Raw genomic sequence first — 13,769 nt, forward strand, 5'->3', positions numbered from 1 at the left:
ATTCCTCGATTGGGAGGCAGATACAACACGGCGTTTGCAACCATTTCATGGCGGAAGCCGCAGCTTATGGCTTGCCGCGCGCCGCCTGATCCAGGGCCGTGGTCAGGTCACCATAGCCGGTTCGGCGCTTCTCGTAGGCCAGGCCAAGAAGCCGGGCGGCGCCTTCGGCGACGCTGTCGAGCGCGGGGTCGTCGGTCTGCGCCAGGTAGATCAGTTTCTCGTAGTTGCCGAAGAAGTCCTCGATCAGCTCGGGATGACGGTCGAGGCCCAGCGGTTTCAGGAAGAACGCGTCGAACTGGCGGCACAGGAAGTCCGTCATGTAGAACGACATCATATCGTCCTCCGCCGTCGCGGCGAAAGCGTCCAGCCCCTGGTAGAAGGCGAAGCAGTGGGGCCCGGCGATGCGTTCCACTCCGTGCTTTTCGCAGACCCCGTCGAGCAGGCCGCCCGTCCCGCAATCCGCGTAACCGACGAAGACGTGGCGATAGCCGTCGGCTCTGGCCTGCGTGATGGCCTTGTCCATTGCAGGGGCAATCCGGTCCGGATAATAATGATACTCGGCCGGCAGGCAGGTCAGTTCGATATGGTCGAAGCCAAGGCGGTCGCGCACGGCAAGCACCTCGCGGGCGATCATGCCGCAGGCGATGACCAGAACCTTTTGCGGCGCCGTGCGTTGTTGCACCGTAGCGTTCCGTTCCTTTTCGGGGCGGGCCATCTTCAAGGGAGACAGACCATGACACTATCCGTTCTTTCCCGCCTGGCCATCGTCGTCGCCATCGTGGGATTGTCCGCGGGCTGTGCCAACACGATCCGGGGCGTGGGGCAGGATACGGCCAACGCCGTCGATGCGACACAGGGCGCCGGTCGGAACATTTCCCGCGCGGCGCAATAAGCAGCACCGTCCCGGCGAGCGGTCAAACGCTCGCCAACCGGCTCAGGCGTCGGCATTCATCCGGCATTGACATTGTGCTTGCGCTTGACGAGTTCCTTGGCGGTTTCGACGGCAATGGCCGCGTCGCGGCAATAGGCGTCGGCTCCCACGGCCTTGCCGAATTCCTCGTTCAGCGGCGCACCGCCGACGAGAACGATGTAGTCGTCGCGAATGCCCTTTTCCTTCAGCGTGTCGATGACCACCTTCATGTAGGGCATGGTGGTGGTCAGAAGGGCCGACATGCCGATGATGTCAGGCTGGTGTTCCTCGATCGCTTCCAGGTATTTCTCGACGGCATTGTTGATGCCGAGGTCGATGACGTCGAAGCCCGCGCCCTCCATCATCATGCCGACCAGATTCTTGCCGATGTCGTGGATGTCGCCCTTGACCGTGCCGATCACCATCTTCCCCTGTTTCGGAGCGCCGGTCTCGGCCAACAGGGGGCGCAGGATGCCCATGCCGGCCTTCATCGCGTTGGCTGACAGGAGAACCTCGGGAACGAACAGGATGCCGTCGCGAAAATCCTCGCCGACGATCCGCATCCCCTCGACGAGCGCCTGCGTCAGGACGTCGTAGGGCACCCAGCCGCGTTCCAGAAGAATGTTCGTGCCTTCCTGGACTTCTTCCTTGAGGCCGTCATAGAGGTCGTCATGCATCTGCTGCACGAGTTCGTCGTCGGGGAGCTCGGATAGGATGATCTCGTCGTCTGACATTGCCTGGCTCCTGTCATTGCGCTGGCGCGATCGTTGGTCGGCTGGCGGAAGCACCCGGGTCAGTTAATCCGGCATTGTCTCGATCACCTAGCCGATTTGCGACGTCGGGCAATAAGAAAGCGACCGGAAACGATGTGCTCCGGAGACCGCGTTGCCTGCAGGGACATGTTTGAGCCAGAACCCCCGGCCATGCGCCGCAAGAGCCTCGAGTCGTGGCGAAGTTGAACTGTTTGGTTAACCGAATATTAAGGAAGCTCTCGTACGCTGCCTCTCGTATTGTGGGGGCTTGTCTGCTTACCGAAGAGGAGCAGAGCCATGCGTAGAGCCTCTTTTCTCTCCCTTATCCTCGCTGCCATCTCCACATCCGCCGGTGCGGTTGACGGGTCCGTCATTTTCAACGGGACGGTGCTGTCGACGTGCCTTATCACGATCGGCACGCCCGGCACGCTGGCGGCCAATGCCGGCTTCACCGCGCTGAGTTCCGACGAGGCGGGCGGCATCTCCGGTACCGCCACCATTCTGACCACGGGTCTGGGATACAACGTCTCGACAGCGGCGCCTTCGGCCTTCACCAGCGCTCCCGCCGGCGGGGATGATTCCGTCACCTTCGCATCGAGCTACAGCGCCAGCGGCGTCACCTCGCTGCTCGACGTGGTTGGAACCCTGACCTCGCCGCTCGGCCTCGGCCTCACCAACCTCAATGTCGATCTGACGGCAACGAAGTCCGCCGGCCACTTCCCTGCCGGCGTTTACTCCGCCGTGGTCACAGTGACCTGCGAATAGCCGCATATGCGCGTCGCAGCATCTCTTGCGGTGGCAATCCTCGCCACCGCAGTTTCCACGCAGGGCAAGGCCCAGTCGATGACACCCATGCGCGGCGAGATCACGAGCTTCGCCGAGTCCTTCGCTGTCCGCGTCCGCCCCTACAATCCGTACAACCACCGAATCCGCGTGGCTGTTCGGGTCTATGACGCGGATTTTCATCCGGTGGCCGCGCGGGTCGCGCCTGCCGAAATTCTCCTCGGCAGCGGCGCATCGAGGCCGGTTATCGTGGAGATCGACTTTGGCCCCAGGCGGGAGCGGCGTGTGCGCATCTGCGCCGAGAGCATTCCCTTCCCGAACCATCAGACGAAGATAAGGGCCCAGATATGTGGACGTTTCATCGCACGCCGCGGCATGTGAGTTTGCGGCTGATTGCAGGCATGCTTCCGCTTCTTACAGCGTCGGCGGTCCTTGCGCAGGAGAACCAATACATCATCAACCAGAACCAAACCGGTCTGACGCTGCCGGGCGTCGCGATGCCGAATGGCTTCGACGAGGTGCGGGCGGCCGACGGCACCACCTGCAGATCGTCTATGGCCGGTTCCGGCGCCTATCTGGATTCCGGGGTGATCGGAGGCGGTCTCAACGGCTCGTCCAACTCGGTGTCCGCCTATGGCCGGTTGGTGATGCCGCTCGGCGAGAAGCCGCCAAGGCTCAATTGCGACAGGCTCTACCAGCTCGAGTTGCGACGGCTGGAGCTGGAGGTGCGGTTGCTCCAGCAAGGTCTGGACCCGCGCGCCACGACCATCGGGGTTGACGCGCGTACAGCGAGCGAAGGCTGGACGAACGAAGGGCGGAAATGACAGCAATCATGAATGCCATTTCTCTTGTGCCTTAGTATTATTCATCGACAGAGAGTTCTGATTTTGAATTTTGATTCTATAAATATATAATTCAAGCATTGACAAAATATATCAATCTAAGATTGTTGACTGTTTGATCTTGCTCTCTTAGCATCGGATTGTTGTTGTTTTTTAATTGAGGTTTTGAAATGTTCAATTTATCGAAAGCTTCTTTCATTACAATCCCTGTTTCGCTTCTTTTTGTTCAGGGTGCGCATGCTGTTACCCAGGTCGTGCCGTTTCACAGTGCTGTTGAGCCGACCTGTGTGATAACGCTGGACTCGTCAGGTGTCATGGCGACAAACGGCCTGTTCAAGCTTGATTCTGCCGCGGCCGGCGGCGCGCCGGGTCGCGCAACCATCCTGACGACCGGCGACAGCTTCAACGTTACCGCTGTCGCGCCGTCGGCGTTTACCCAGTCGCCTGATGGCGTGGGCGCCACGACCTTCCTGGCCAATTACTCGGCCTCGGGTGTGACAGATGTGGCCAGTGCTCCCGGTGACACCGCTTCCCGTCTGGGAACCGGAACCACCGCTCTGACCGTCAACCTGTCCGCCGAAACGTCGGGCAATGCCTTTCCGGCCGGTCAGTATCAGGCGGACGTCACCGTCACCTGCGAATAGGGCATCGTCATGAGAATGCGTTTTCTCGTGGCATTGCCGGTCATCGCGGCCGTCGTGCCTGCGAATGCGCAGTCCATGACCCCGATGCGTGGCGAAGTCACAAGCTATTCGGATGAGTTCGCCATACGCGTCTTTCCGAGAAACCCGTACAACCGACGCATCAATGTGTCCGTGCGGGTTTACGATGCGGACTTCCGGCCCATCCCAGCCCGGATCACTCCCCCGACCGCCTCACTCGGCGGGGGAGCTTCCCGGAGTGTGCTGGTGGTCGTGGGTTTTGACGGGCTCAGTGAGCGCCGGGTGCGTATCTGTACGGAAAGCATTCCCTTTCCCGGTACGAAGATGAGTGTAAAGGCCCAAGTATGCGGAAGATTTATTGCCAGGCGGCGGTCCTGATCTCCACGCCAGCTCTGTTCTTGTTTTCCGGCAGTGCCTTGGCCACAAACAACTACATCATCAATCAGAACCAGACGGGAATTTCGCTACCGGGCGTTTCGGCGCCCGGTGGCTTTGACGAGGTCCGCGCCTCCGACGGCACGACCTGTCGCGCCGCGATGGGCGGCTCGGGCGCTTATGTGGATTCCGGCGTGATCGGCAGCGGCCTGAATAGCGGGTCGCAGTCGCTCTCCGCCTACGGGCGTCTCGTCGTTCCCCTGGGCACGAGGCCCACCAGGCTCGACTGCGATCGCCTGTACCAGCTCGAACTGAGGCGGCTGGAACTCGAGGTGAAGATGCTGGAAAGCGGCCTCGGCGCACCGTCCGCGGGACGGTCCACCGACAATCAGGAGTGGGCGCAGGGGGCGGGCTGGACGTCCGAAGGCCGCCAGTAGGGGCCGGGTTGCGACACGCCATGCCGCTCGCGGAACGGCCGGCCCCCTGCGATCCGCTAGGATTTGCCAACGTTCGAGGTTGACGAATCCAGCGAGAGAGCCTGTAACATGAGCATGAGTGCGACCGCGGATGACGACACGGGCAGCGAGGCGAGGCCGAGGCGCGCCGGCAGGGGCGAGCGCGGCGGCGCGGCGGCGCGCCGTGCGACCCGCAGCAGCGGCGGTCCGGGTGCGCAACTGACCTATATCCGACGGGCGATAAGACCTTACGAAGTGCTCGATGATGAGGGGCTGACCCTCATCGAGGCCAATGCCGACACCGTGCTCGAGGAGATCGGCATCGAGTTTCGCGACGACCCCGAGGCGCTGGCCCTCTGGAAGGAGGCCGGCGCCGACGTGCAGGGCGACCGCGTGCATTTTCCCAAGGGCCTGTGCCGCGCGTTGCTGAAGACCGCGCCTTCCATCTTCACCCAGCATGCGCGAAACCCGGCGCGGTCTGTCGAGATCGGCGGGGACGCAACGGTCTTCGCGCCGGTCTACGGGCCGCCTTTCGTGCGCGATCTGGAGGGCAATCGCCGCTACGCGACGATCGAGGATTTTCGCAACTTCGTGAAGCTCGCCTATATGGCGCCGTCGATCCACCATTCGGGCGGCACGGTGTGCGAGCCTGTCGACGTGCCGGTCAACAAGCGGCATCTGGACATGGTCTTCGCGCATATGCGCTATTCGGACAAGCCGTTCATGGGATCGGTGACGGCGCCGGAGCGTGCCGAGGACACCGTTGAGATGGCGAGGATCCTGTTCGGCGAGCAGTTCGTCGACAGCAACGCGGTCATCGTCAACCTGATCAACGCCAACTCGCCGATGGTGTTCGACGAGACGATGCTGGGCGCCGCCAAGGTCTATGCCCGCGCCAACCAGGCCTGCATCATCACGCCGTTCATCCTGGCGGGCGCGATGAGCCCGGTGACAGTCGCGGGCACGCTGACCCAGGTTCTCGCGGAGGTGCTTGCCGGTGCCGCCTTCACGCAGCTCGTGCGGCCGGGCGCGCCGGTGCTGTTCGGCACGTTCGCGTCGTCCATCTCGATGCAATCGGGCGCGCCGACCTTCGGCACGCCGGAACCGTCCCTGGTCTCCTATGGCGCCGGGCAGCTGGCGCGCCGCGCCGGACTGCCGTTCCGCACCGGCGGTTCGCTGACCGGAGCCAAGATCTCCGATGCGCAGGCGGCCTATGAAAGCGCCAACACGCTGAACGCGACTGTGCTGGCCGGGACCAATTTCGTCCTGCATGCGGCCGGCTGGCTGGAGGGTGGGCTGGTCTCCTCCTACGAGAAGTTCATGATGGACATCGACCAGCTCGGCATGCAGCAGCGGCTCTGCGAGCCGATCGACCTGTCCGAGAACGGGCAGGCGATGGACGCCATACGCGAGGTGGGGCCGGGCAGCCACTATCTGGGATGCGCCCATACCCAGGCGAACTTCCAGACGGCCTTCTATCGCTCCTCGATCGCCGACAACAATTCCTACGAGCAATGGGCCGCGGAGGGCGAGAAGACGGCGCATCAACGGGCCAACCAGCTGGCGCGCAGCTGGCTGGAGATGTATCAGGCGCCGGAGCTCGACCCTGGGATCGAGGAGGGGCTCATGGACTTCATCGCCAGGCGCAAGGAATCGATGCCGGACGCCTTCGCCTGAAGGAGCGGCCGGCGCCTGTTCCCGGGCGCCGGAGCATCGGTGGTCTCATTCCAGGCCCGCACGATAATAGACGGTGGGGGCCGTCCCGGCATCTCTCGACACGGCGAAGACGTCGTAGCGCGCCTTCGGATCGTCGCCCATGCCGAGCGAGCCCTGCGGCATGCCGGGTGTGGCGATGCCGGCGATGGCCGGCCGTTCCGCAAGCAATTTGTCGATTGCCTCGAGCGGTACATGGCCTTCGAGGAAATAGCCGTCGATGGCGGCCGTGTGGCAACCCTCCATCGCGGCCGGGACGCCCACCTGCCGCTTGATCGGCGTCAGGTCCTCCATGTCGTTCAGCGTGACCGTATAGCCAGCCTTCCGCATCGCCTCCGCCCACAGGTGGCAGCAGCCGCACCAAGGCGTCTTCCATATGGTCATGTTGCGGTGGTCGGCGGCGCTGGCGGCAACGCTCTGAAGGAGGGTAAGAGCCAGCAGCGTGGCCGGGAGTGCGCTTCTCGGTTTCATGGTCGTCTCCTGATCGATGCGGCACGCGGCCCGGGTCCTGTCTCGTAAGCCTTCCTCCCACTGGAAGGTCAAGGCCATCGAACATCCCGTGCGCTTGCCTGAGCCTCGTGGCGGCTTATGATGGGTTGGTGGTGCGTCCGCACCGCTTTCAGCATCCGGAGAATTCGATCATGGAAAAGCGCCGTCTTGGACGCAGCGAGCTGATGGTCTCGCAAATCTGTCTCGGAACGATGACGTTCGGCGAGCAGAACAGCGAGCAGGAAGCCCACGCGCAGATGGATCTCGCCGCCGAACGCGGTGTCAACTTCCTGGACATGGCGGAGCTTTATCCGATTCCGCCGAAGCCGGAGACGCAGGGCCGCACCGAACTGTATGTCGGCAGCTGGATCAAGGCGCGCGGAAACCGGGCGGACACGATCATCGCCTCCAAGGTGGTGGGCCGCACCGACAATGACTGGTTCCGCGGCGGTCGATCCTCCAGGCTGGTGCGCGCCGACATTGTCGACGCCATCGACAAGTCGCTCGCCCGGCTTCAGACCGACTATATCGACCTCTACCAGATCCACTGGCCCGACCGCGAAATTCCCTTCGGCTCGAACCCGATGCGCGTGACCGCCCTGTCCGAGCCGGTTGCGGACGAGACGCCGATCGCGGAGACGCTTGCGGTGTTCGCTGAACTGGTGAAGGCGGGGAAGATCCGCCATTTCGGCCTGTCGAACGAGAGTTCCTGGGGAACAATGCGCTATGTGCTGGAAGCGGAGAGGGGCGTCGGCCCGCGTCCCATCGCGCTGCAGAACAGCTACAGTCTCGTCAACCGGACCTATGAGGTGAACCTGGCGGAGACCTGTCAACGCGAAGGGATCGGGCTGCTTGCCTATTCGCCGCTCGCCCAGGGATATCTCTCCGGCAAGTACGACAATGGCGCCTTGCCCGAGGGATCGCGCAAGGCGCTGTTCGACCGCCTGCAACGCTACGAGAAGCCGGGGGCCGCAGAGGCCTTCGCGGCCTACAACGCCATGGCGCGGGAGTTCGGCCTGACGCCGGCCCGTTTCGCCCATGCCTTTGTCAATGCGCGGCCCTTCATTGCGGCCAACATCATCGGCGCCACGACGATGGCGCAGCTCGAGGAAGCGCTTTCGTCGATCGATGTCGGTTGGACCGCAGAGATGCAGGAAGCCGTCGACGGCCTGCACCAGCGGATTGGCAATCCCTGTTTCTGACGTTCTCCGGCTGATCGAGGATTTTTTTCGGCCCCTGTCGGATGCGGCAGGGGCGAGGCGTCCTTGGGGTATCTCAAACGCGGCGGCCTAAGCGTTCGCCCAGACCCGGGAGACCGAAATGTTGAAGAAACTGCTGATTGCCCTCTGTACCGCCGCCGCTCTGGTCGGCCCTGCCATCGGGCAGGCCGTGGGAGAAGAGAACGCGCCGAAGGTCGCTGCTGCGGCCGTGCCTGCCGCCACCAAGAACGGGCACGTCATGGCGAACGGCGTGAACTACTACTACGAGATCCGCGGCACGGGCGAGCCGCTGCTGCTGTTGCATGGCGGGCTTGGCCAGATCGAGATGTTCGGCCCGGTGCTCGGCATGCTCGCGGCCGAGCGCCAGGTGATCAGTGTCGACCTGCACGGCCATGGCCGCAGTTCCCTCGGGGACCGGCCGATCAGCCTCACCGACATGGGCGACGACATGGCCGTCATCCTGAAGGAACTCGGTTTCGAACAGGTGGACGCCATGGGCTATTCGATGGGCGGCGGCGTCGCGTTCCGGCTGGCGGTGCAGCATCCGGAGATGATCCGCCGGCTGGCCCTGGTTTCGGCGGGCTTCGCGCAGGACGGGTTCTTCCCGGAAATGCTGCCGATGCAGGCGCAGGTTAGCGCGGCGATGGCCGACATGATGAAGGGCACGCCGATGTACGAATCCTATGCGGCAGTTGCGCCGAATCCGGAGGATTTTCCGGAACTGCTCGACCGGATGGGCGAGATGATGCGCAAGCCCTACAATTTCGCCGATGACGTCAAGACGCTGAAGATGCCGGTGATGCTGGTCTATGGCGACAGCGACATGTACCGGCCCGAGCACATCATCGAGTTCTACAAGCTGCTCGGCGGCGGGCTGAAGGATGCGGGCTGGATGCGCGAGCACATGTCGCAGAACCGGCTGGCGATCCTGCCCAACCAGACGCACTACGACATCGGCGTCGCACCGCGACTGGCGGAGACCGTGCTGCCCTTCCTCAACAATGACGATCCGGTGAAGAGCTGGGCAAGCCATGTCGAGGGCGCCAAGTAAGGCAGCTGATCACGGAAGACGAACCCCGCTGCGGCTTGCCGCAGCGGGTTTTTCATGCGGCTGGCGCCGTCAGACGCTTGCCGGTTGCGACGGGTTTTCGCCGAGGACCACGACCCTCGATCCGGGCTGTACCCGCTGATAGAGGTCGATGATGTCGTGGTTGAACAGGCGGATGCAGCCCGAGGACACGGACTTGCCGATCGACCACGGCTCGGTTGTGCCGTGAATGCGGTAGAGCGTGTCCTTGCCGTTCTTGTAGAGATACAGCGCGCGCGCGCCGAGTGGATTGTCGATGCCGCCGAGCATGCCGGCGGCGAGCGGCCGGTAGCGCTCGGGTTCGCGCTCGATCATGGCGAGCGTCGGCGCCCAGTTCGGCCAGCGCGCCTTGCGTCCGATGACCCCGTCGCCCTCATATTCCAGACCCGCCTTGGCGACGCCGATGCCGTAGCGCATCGCCTGGCCGTTCTCCTGCACCAGATAGAGGAACCGCTGATAGGGATCGACGACGATGGTGCCGACGCGCTCATGCGTCGGATAGTCGACCAGCTGGCGCAGATAGCGCCGGTCGATCTTGCTCACATCGATGGCCGCGATGATCTCGTCGCCATCGTCGATCTCGCTGTACATCGCCGTGTAATGCGACAGGAGGGGCCAGGGCTGTTCGACGGCCGTCCTCCCGTCGAAGCGTGTCGATGTGCAGGCCGCGGTGATCATGGGCAGAAGACCGACCACCAGCAGGCGGCGCAACGGCACGGGGGTGTCGTCTGGCTTTTCGGGAAGGGAGGAAGGGGGCGTGGTCATTGTTCGGCAACCGGTCTCAAGAAAGGATTTTTGGGATTGGGGCGGCGCGCGCCCGGAGAGATCGAGCCATGCCACGCGCATCGACCGGAAATGTGGCGTGAAAAGCGACCGCGCGGTAATGTCGCGCCGCGGCTTTCCCGAAGGCTGCGGCGGGTGTATCCTTGGCTCTTGATGAGCAGCGGGCGGCTTGCCGAGCGGATGGCGCGGCGGCGGTCCTGCCAGGACGGCGCGAGACGCCGTCCATGTTCCTGATCCGATGTCCGCGCCGATCGTGCCGGCCGCCGAGGCGGAAACGGCGGTGCGCGCCCGTGAGAGGCGTGGCCGCCTTACGGCAGAAGGACGAGGATCATGGGCATCGCAATGACAATGCACGAATATCTCGAGAACAATCACGTCCCCTACGACACTGCGCGGCACGCTCGGACCGGCAACTCGACCATGACGGCTCGGGTGAGCCATGTGCCGGGCAACGCGCTGGCGAAGGGCGTGGTCCTGAAATGGGACGGCGGCTACATGCTGGCCGTGTTGCCCGCGTCGCGCCAGGTCGATCTCGCCAGGGTTGGCGAGATCATGGGCGAGACGGTGGAACTGGCGACGGAAGAGGAGACGGTGCGGCTCTTCCCCGATTGCTCGGAGGGCGCCGTTCCGATCTTCGGCGTTCCCTACCGGATCGCCTCGATGGTCGACGAGGCGCTCGAAACGGATCACGACGTCTATTTCGAGGGCGGCGACCACCGGACGCTGGTGCATGTCAGCGGTCAGGGCTTCGAGCGGCTGATGTACGGCATGCCGCGAGGAAGGATCAGCGCCTGACGGCGCGTCCCGTTCCTGACCAACGGCGCCGGCCAATCAATACCGGCCGCGGGCGGCTCGCGACCGGCGGCCTTTGTCCGCGCTGAATCAGGCCGGTTCGGAAGCGCCAATCCATTGCGGTTTGGTTAACGCGGTGATTCAAACTTTATTCGCCTCTTTGCGATAGTGGTTGGCATTCACCCGGAGGCGGGGCGCGCCGTGCCTGCATGTCGTCCGGGGCGTTCTGCCGGTGGGTCATGCGTTTTTCTTCCCTGTTCCTGGTGCTGCTGCTTTCCTTCGCCGCTTCCGCCTGCATGCGCGGCGGAAGCATCGAAACGGCGTTGCAGGTCGAGAGACCCTCGATGGAAACAACCGCCTCGGTTGTTCGGCCGAATGTCGGCATTCCCCAGTCGTCCGCACTGCAGGAGATGCGCGAGGAGAATGTCGCCGTGCCTGTCAGCGAGGCGGGGATGACGGCGATCGCCGAGCCGGACCGCGTGTCCACGCCGGCGCTCGAACAGGTGGCGCTGATCACGCCGCCCAAGCCGCAACTGCGCCCGGAGCCGGCCGCACCCGCTACGCGCGGGCGGGTCTATCGCAGCCGGTTCAGCGACGCCAAGCCGATCAATTTCGGCAAGGTGACGCCGCAGCATCATGCGGTCCATGGCGTCGACGTTTCGCGCTGGCAGGGCGACATCGACTGGCAGAAGCTGCGTGAGCGCGGTGCGAACTTCGCCTATATCAAGGCCACCGACGGCGTCGACCACATCGATCCGATGTTCAAGAAGAACTGGAACGCGGCGCATCTGGCCGGCATCCGGCGCGGCGCCTATCACTTCTTCTTCTGGTGCCGGACGGCGGCGGACCAGGCAGAGTGGTTCATCCGCAACGTGCCGAAGGTGAAGGGCGCGCTGCCGCCGGTGCTGGACGTGGAATGGAACCATCTCTCAAGCTGCAAATGGCGTCCCTCGCGCGCCGAGGTGCTGGAGAAGATGAAGGTCTTCATGGACCGGCTGGAGCGGCATTACGGCCAGCGCCCGATCATCTATACTGCGCCCGATTTCTACGCGGACAATCTGAAAGGCGCGTTCCCCAACCATCCCTTCTGGCTGCGCGCCGTGGCCCAGCATCCCTCGAAGGTCTATCCGGGACGCGACTGGGTGTTCTGGCAGTATTCCGGCTCAGGCCTGTCGCAGGGCGTCAACGGTAAGATCGATCTGAACGTTTTCCACGGCGACGAACGCGCCTGGTGGCGCTGGATCTCGAAGACGACGGGTTAGAAGCCGTAAATCAAGCCGCGCGGAACGGTTTGCCCTGAAGCGCATCCTTGCCTAAAACGGCTGGGTCGCGCTTCAGCGCTGCTCTCCCGCCACGTGAGTCCATTCCATGACAGATCTCATTCCGGTGTTCGACGGTCACAACGATGCGCTGCTGCGCCTCTATCAATCGAAGGACGCCGACCCGGTCGCCCGTTTCATCGACGGGCTGCCGGGCGGGCATATCGATCTGCCGCGTGCGCGAAAGGGCGGCCTTGCCGGCGGCATGTTCGCCATCTTTCCCCCGCCGCTGGAAACGCCTGGCACGCGGCGGGCCATGAACGTTGCCGACGAGGTGCCGCCGGAACTCGCGCGCGCCGACGCGCTTGCCCCGACGCTGGGCATGGCGTCGATCCTGATGCGGCTGGAACGGGCTTCGGATGGCGCCTTCACCGTCTGCCGCAGCGCGGGCGCCGTGTGCGCCGCGATGGAGAAGGGATCGCTCGCGGCGGTGTTCCACATCGAGGGAGTGGAGGCGGTCGACATGGATCTTGTTCTGCTCGACGTGCTTCATGCGGCGGGGCTGCGTTCGCTGGGTCCGGTCTGGAGCAGGCCCAATGCCTTTGCCCATGGCGTGCCCTTCCGCTTTCCGGCGACGCCGGAGATCGGCCCCGGCCTGACGGAGGCCGGCAAGGCGCTCGTGAAGGCCTGCAACCGGCTCAGAATTCTCGTCGACCTGTCGCATCTCAACGCCGAGGGTTTTCGCGACGTGGCGAAGATCAGCGACGCGCCGCTGGTGGCGACGCATTCCAACGTGCACGCGCTGTGCGGCCATTCGCGCAATCTGATGGACTGGCAGCTTGCCGCCATCCGCGACACGGGCGGGCTGGTCGGCCTCAACTTCGCCACCGGCTTCCTGCGCGAGGACGGGCGCATGGGCGCCGACACCGGCCTCGACGTGATGATCCGCCATCTGGATGCGCTGCTGGAGGCGCTGGGCGAGGGGGGCGTGGCGTTCGGTTCGGATTTCGACGGCGCCACCGTGCCCGCCGCCATCGGCGACGCAAGCGGCCTACCGAAACTCATCGAGGCAATGGAGAGCGCCGGCTACGGGCGCGAGCTTATAGAGAAGATCGCCTGGCGCAACTGGGTGGACGTGCTGGAGCGGACGATCGGGTGAGGGAGCCGGTCAGGCAACCTTCGAAGGTTTCTGGGTCTGGTCTCCGCGACCGACGAGCAGTCCGGCAATCGAGATATCCTCGTCAAGCGCTTCCCAATGGAGACCCATCGGGCTGATCTCGCATTGCGCGCGCTCTGCAGGCGTCGCGCGCAGCAGCCGGGGAAACCAGGCCAGCGGCACGCCGAGCGTGCGCCCGTCGGTGAGGCTGACCCACATGGTGTGATCGTCGAAGCGGACCTCAGTCGCCGAAATGCTCATTCCAAGCCTGCTCGATGCGCGCGCGATTGGTTTCGATGATGGAGAGTATAGCTCCGAGCTCCCGGGAATTGAAGCCGGAGCTTTCGGCGATCAAGATCGCCGGGGCAAGCCAGACCTTGGCTTCACGCTCGCCATGGCGGACGTGGACATGCATCGGCTCGCGCGGATTACCCTCGTTCGAGTAGAAGAAAACCCGGTAAGGACCTTCCCGGAAGATCAATGGCATGGCT

Annotated in this window: 18 protein-coding genes; 12 read left to right on the plus strand and 6 right to left on the minus strand. The window is 63.9% G+C overall.

The annotated features are described in order from the left end of the window. Positions 1–64 precede the first annotated feature (64 nt). Positions 65–715 (minus strand): DUF1638 domain-containing protein, encoded by a 651-nt coding sequence (locus NA2_RS01165; protein WP_051011481.1) that lies wholly within the window; start codon positions 713–715, stop codon positions 65–67. Positions 716–733: 18 nt separating this feature from the next. Between NA2_RS01165 and NA2_RS01170 the strand changes: the two genes are divergently transcribed. After that, positions 734–892, plus strand: coding sequence for an entericidin domain-containing protein (locus NA2_RS01170; RefSeq protein ID WP_008593245.1), 159 nt, complete (start codon positions 734–736; stop codon positions 890–892). Positions 893–948: 56 nt separating this feature from the next. On the opposite strand, the gene NA2_RS01175 is transcribed toward NA2_RS01170, so the two are convergent. Then, positions 949–1,644, minus strand: coding sequence for a corrinoid protein (locus NA2_RS01175; RefSeq protein ID WP_008593247.1), 696 nt, complete (start codon positions 1,642–1,644; stop codon positions 949–951). Between the two features lie 315 nt (positions 1,645–1,959). Here NA2_RS01175 and NA2_RS01180 point away from each other — a divergent pair, with 315 nt between their 5' ends. The 6 genes from NA2_RS01180 to NA2_RS01205 all read left to right on the plus strand — a co-directional run bounded on the left by NA2_RS01180 (position 1,960) and on the right by NA2_RS01205 (position 6,456). After that, entirely contained in the window at positions 1,960–2,427 is a 468-nt protein-coding gene (locus NA2_RS01180; protein ID WP_008593249.1) for a hypothetical protein, read from the plus strand. A 6-nt stretch (positions 2,428–2,433) separates the two neighbouring features. Beyond that, positions 2,434–2,826 carry a hypothetical protein gene (locus NA2_RS01185; protein WP_008593251.1) on the plus strand — a complete coding sequence of 131 codons (393 nt, stop codon included), beginning with the start codon at positions 2,434–2,436 and terminating at the stop codon, positions 2,824–2,826. Between the two features lie 20 nt (positions 2,827–2,846). Beyond that, positions 2,847–3,269, plus strand: a complete 423-nt coding sequence (locus NA2_RS01190; RefSeq protein ID WP_008593253.1) for a hypothetical protein — start codon at positions 2,847–2,849, stop codon at positions 3,267–3,269. Positions 3,270–3,457: 188 nt separating this feature from the next. Continuing rightward, positions 3,458–3,931: a hypothetical protein gene (locus tag NA2_RS01195; RefSeq protein ID WP_157188092.1), complete on the plus strand. Its 474-nt coding sequence runs from the start codon at positions 3,458–3,460 to the stop codon at positions 3,929–3,931. Positions 3,932–4,293: 362 nt separating this feature from the next. After that, complete coding sequence (locus NA2_RS22245) at positions 4,294–4,761, plus strand: hypothetical protein (RefSeq protein ID WP_008593257.1); 468 nt, start codon at positions 4,294–4,296, stop codon at positions 4,759–4,761. 108 nt (positions 4,762–4,869) lie between these two features. Beyond that, positions 4,870–6,456: a trimethylamine methyltransferase family protein gene (locus NA2_RS01205; RefSeq protein WP_008593260.1), complete on the plus strand. Its 1,587-nt coding sequence runs from the start codon at positions 4,870–4,872 to the stop codon at positions 6,454–6,456. A 45-nt stretch (positions 6,457–6,501) separates the two neighbouring features. Here NA2_RS01205 and NA2_RS01210 read toward each other — a convergent pair whose 3' ends face one another. Then, positions 6,502–6,963, minus strand: coding sequence for a DUF411 domain-containing protein (locus NA2_RS01210; RefSeq protein ID WP_008593261.1), 462 nt, complete (start codon positions 6,961–6,963; stop codon positions 6,502–6,504). A 170-nt stretch (positions 6,964–7,133) separates the two neighbouring features. On the opposite strand from NA2_RS01210, the gene NA2_RS01215 reads away from it, so the two are divergent. Both NA2_RS01215 and NA2_RS01220 read left to right on the plus strand, forming a co-directional pair. Continuing rightward, on the plus strand, positions 7,134–8,183 hold the full coding sequence (locus tag NA2_RS01215; RefSeq protein ID WP_040676413.1) for an aldo/keto reductase: 1,050 nt from the start codon (positions 7,134–7,136) through the stop codon (positions 8,181–8,183). 118 nt (positions 8,184–8,301) lie between these two features. Beyond that, positions 8,302–9,252 carry an alpha/beta fold hydrolase gene (locus NA2_RS01220; RefSeq protein WP_008593266.1) on the plus strand — a complete coding sequence of 317 codons (951 nt, stop codon included), beginning with the start codon at positions 8,302–8,304 and terminating at the stop codon, positions 9,250–9,252. A gap of 69 nt (positions 9,253–9,321) precedes the next feature. Here the strand turns inward: NA2_RS01220 and NA2_RS01225 are convergent, their stop codons facing one another. Then, entirely contained in the window at positions 9,322–10,053 is a 732-nt protein-coding gene (locus NA2_RS01225) for a L,D-transpeptidase (RefSeq protein WP_051011482.1), read from the minus strand. A 348-nt stretch (positions 10,054–10,401) separates the two neighbouring features. Between NA2_RS01225 and NA2_RS01230 the strand changes: the two genes are divergently transcribed. The 3 genes from NA2_RS01230 (at position 10,402) to NA2_RS01240 (ending at position 13,281) form a co-directional block, all read left to right on the plus strand. Then, on the plus strand, positions 10,402–10,866 hold the full coding sequence (locus NA2_RS01230; protein WP_008593270.1) for an aminoacyl-tRNA deacylase: 465 nt from the start codon (positions 10,402–10,404) through the stop codon (positions 10,864–10,866). A gap of 236 nt (positions 10,867–11,102) precedes the next feature. Beyond that, positions 11,103–12,125 carry a glycoside hydrolase family 25 protein gene (locus NA2_RS01235; protein WP_040676353.1) on the plus strand — a complete coding sequence of 341 codons (1,023 nt, stop codon included), beginning with the start codon at positions 11,103–11,105 and terminating at the stop codon, positions 12,123–12,125. A 106-nt stretch (positions 12,126–12,231) separates the two neighbouring features. Beyond that, positions 12,232–13,281 carry a dipeptidase gene (locus NA2_RS01240; RefSeq protein ID WP_008593275.1) on the plus strand — a complete coding sequence of 350 codons (1,050 nt, stop codon included), beginning with the start codon at positions 12,232–12,234 and terminating at the stop codon, positions 13,279–13,281. 9 nt (positions 13,282–13,290) lie between these two features. On the opposite strand, the gene NA2_RS01245 is transcribed toward NA2_RS01240, so the two are convergent. Continuing rightward, complete coding sequence (locus tag NA2_RS01245) at positions 13,291–13,539, minus strand: DUF2442 domain-containing protein (RefSeq protein ID WP_008593277.1); 249 nt, start codon at positions 13,537–13,539, stop codon at positions 13,291–13,293. Then, positions 13,520–13,765, minus strand: coding sequence for a DUF4160 domain-containing protein (locus NA2_RS01250; protein WP_040676356.1), 246 nt, complete (start codon positions 13,763–13,765; stop codon positions 13,520–13,522). The genes NA2_RS01245 and NA2_RS01250 overlap by 20 nt, the downstream gene beginning before the upstream one ends. Positions 13,766–13,769 lie beyond the last annotated feature (4 nt).

Origin of the sequence: Nitratireductor pacificus pht-3B, assembly GCF_000300335.1 — a bacterium.
Taxonomy (GTDB): domain Bacteria; phylum Pseudomonadota; class Alphaproteobacteria; order Rhizobiales; family Rhizobiaceae; genus Nitratireductor; species Nitratireductor pacificus.

What these genes read in the sequence shown, in the direction of transcription:
- NA2_RS01165 (WP_051011481.1), bottom strand. Translation starts at nt 715, where the DNA reads ATGGCCCGCCCCGAAAAGGAACGGAACGCTACGGTGCAACAACGCACG.
- NA2_RS01170 (WP_008593245.1), top strand. Translation starts at nt 734, where the DNA reads ATGACACTATCCGTTCTTTCCCGCCTGGCCATCGTCGTCGCCATCGTG.
- NA2_RS01175 (WP_008593247.1), bottom strand. Translation starts at nt 1,644, where the DNA reads ATGTCAGACGACGAGATCATCCTATCCGAGCTCCCCGACGACGAACTC.
- NA2_RS01180 (WP_008593249.1), top strand. Translation starts at nt 1,960, where the DNA reads ATGCGTAGAGCCTCTTTTCTCTCCCTTATCCTCGCTGCCATCTCCACA.
- NA2_RS01185 (WP_008593251.1), top strand. Translation starts at nt 2,434, where the DNA reads ATGCGCGTCGCAGCATCTCTTGCGGTGGCAATCCTCGCCACCGCAGTT.
- NA2_RS01190 (WP_008593253.1), top strand. Translation starts at nt 2,847, where the DNA reads ATGCTTCCGCTTCTTACAGCGTCGGCGGTCCTTGCGCAGGAGAACCAA.
- NA2_RS01195 (WP_157188092.1), top strand. Translation starts at nt 3,458, where the DNA reads ATGTTCAATTTATCGAAAGCTTCTTTCATTACAATCCCTGTTTCGCTT.
- NA2_RS22245 (WP_008593257.1), top strand. Translation starts at nt 4,294, where the DNA reads ATGCGGAAGATTTATTGCCAGGCGGCGGTCCTGATCTCCACGCCAGCT.
- NA2_RS01205 (WP_008593260.1), top strand. Translation starts at nt 4,870, where the DNA reads ATGAGCATGAGTGCGACCGCGGATGACGACACGGGCAGCGAGGCGAGG.
- NA2_RS01210 (WP_008593261.1), bottom strand. Translation starts at nt 6,963, where the DNA reads ATGAAACCGAGAAGCGCACTCCCGGCCACGCTGCTGGCTCTTACCCTC.
- NA2_RS01215 (WP_040676413.1), top strand. Translation starts at nt 7,134, where the DNA reads ATGGAAAAGCGCCGTCTTGGACGCAGCGAGCTGATGGTCTCGCAAATC.
- NA2_RS01220 (WP_008593266.1), top strand. Translation starts at nt 8,302, where the DNA reads ATGTTGAAGAAACTGCTGATTGCCCTCTGTACCGCCGCCGCTCTGGTC.
- NA2_RS01225 (WP_051011482.1), bottom strand. Translation starts at nt 10,053, where the DNA reads ATGACCACGCCCCCTTCCTCCCTTCCCGAAAAGCCAGACGACACCCCC.
- NA2_RS01230 (WP_008593270.1), top strand. Translation starts at nt 10,402, where the DNA reads ATGGGCATCGCAATGACAATGCACGAATATCTCGAGAACAATCACGTC.
- NA2_RS01235 (WP_040676353.1), top strand. Translation starts at nt 11,103, where the DNA reads ATGCGTTTTTCTTCCCTGTTCCTGGTGCTGCTGCTTTCCTTCGCCGCT.
- NA2_RS01240 (WP_008593275.1), top strand. Translation starts at nt 12,232, where the DNA reads ATGACAGATCTCATTCCGGTGTTCGACGGTCACAACGATGCGCTGCTG.
- NA2_RS01245 (WP_008593277.1), bottom strand. Translation starts at nt 13,539, where the DNA reads ATGAGCATTTCGGCGACTGAGGTCCGCTTCGACGATCACACCATGTGG.
- NA2_RS01250 (WP_040676356.1), bottom strand. Translation starts at nt 13,765, where the DNA reads ATGCCATTGATCTTCCGGGAAGGTCCTTACCGGGTTTTCTTCTACTCG.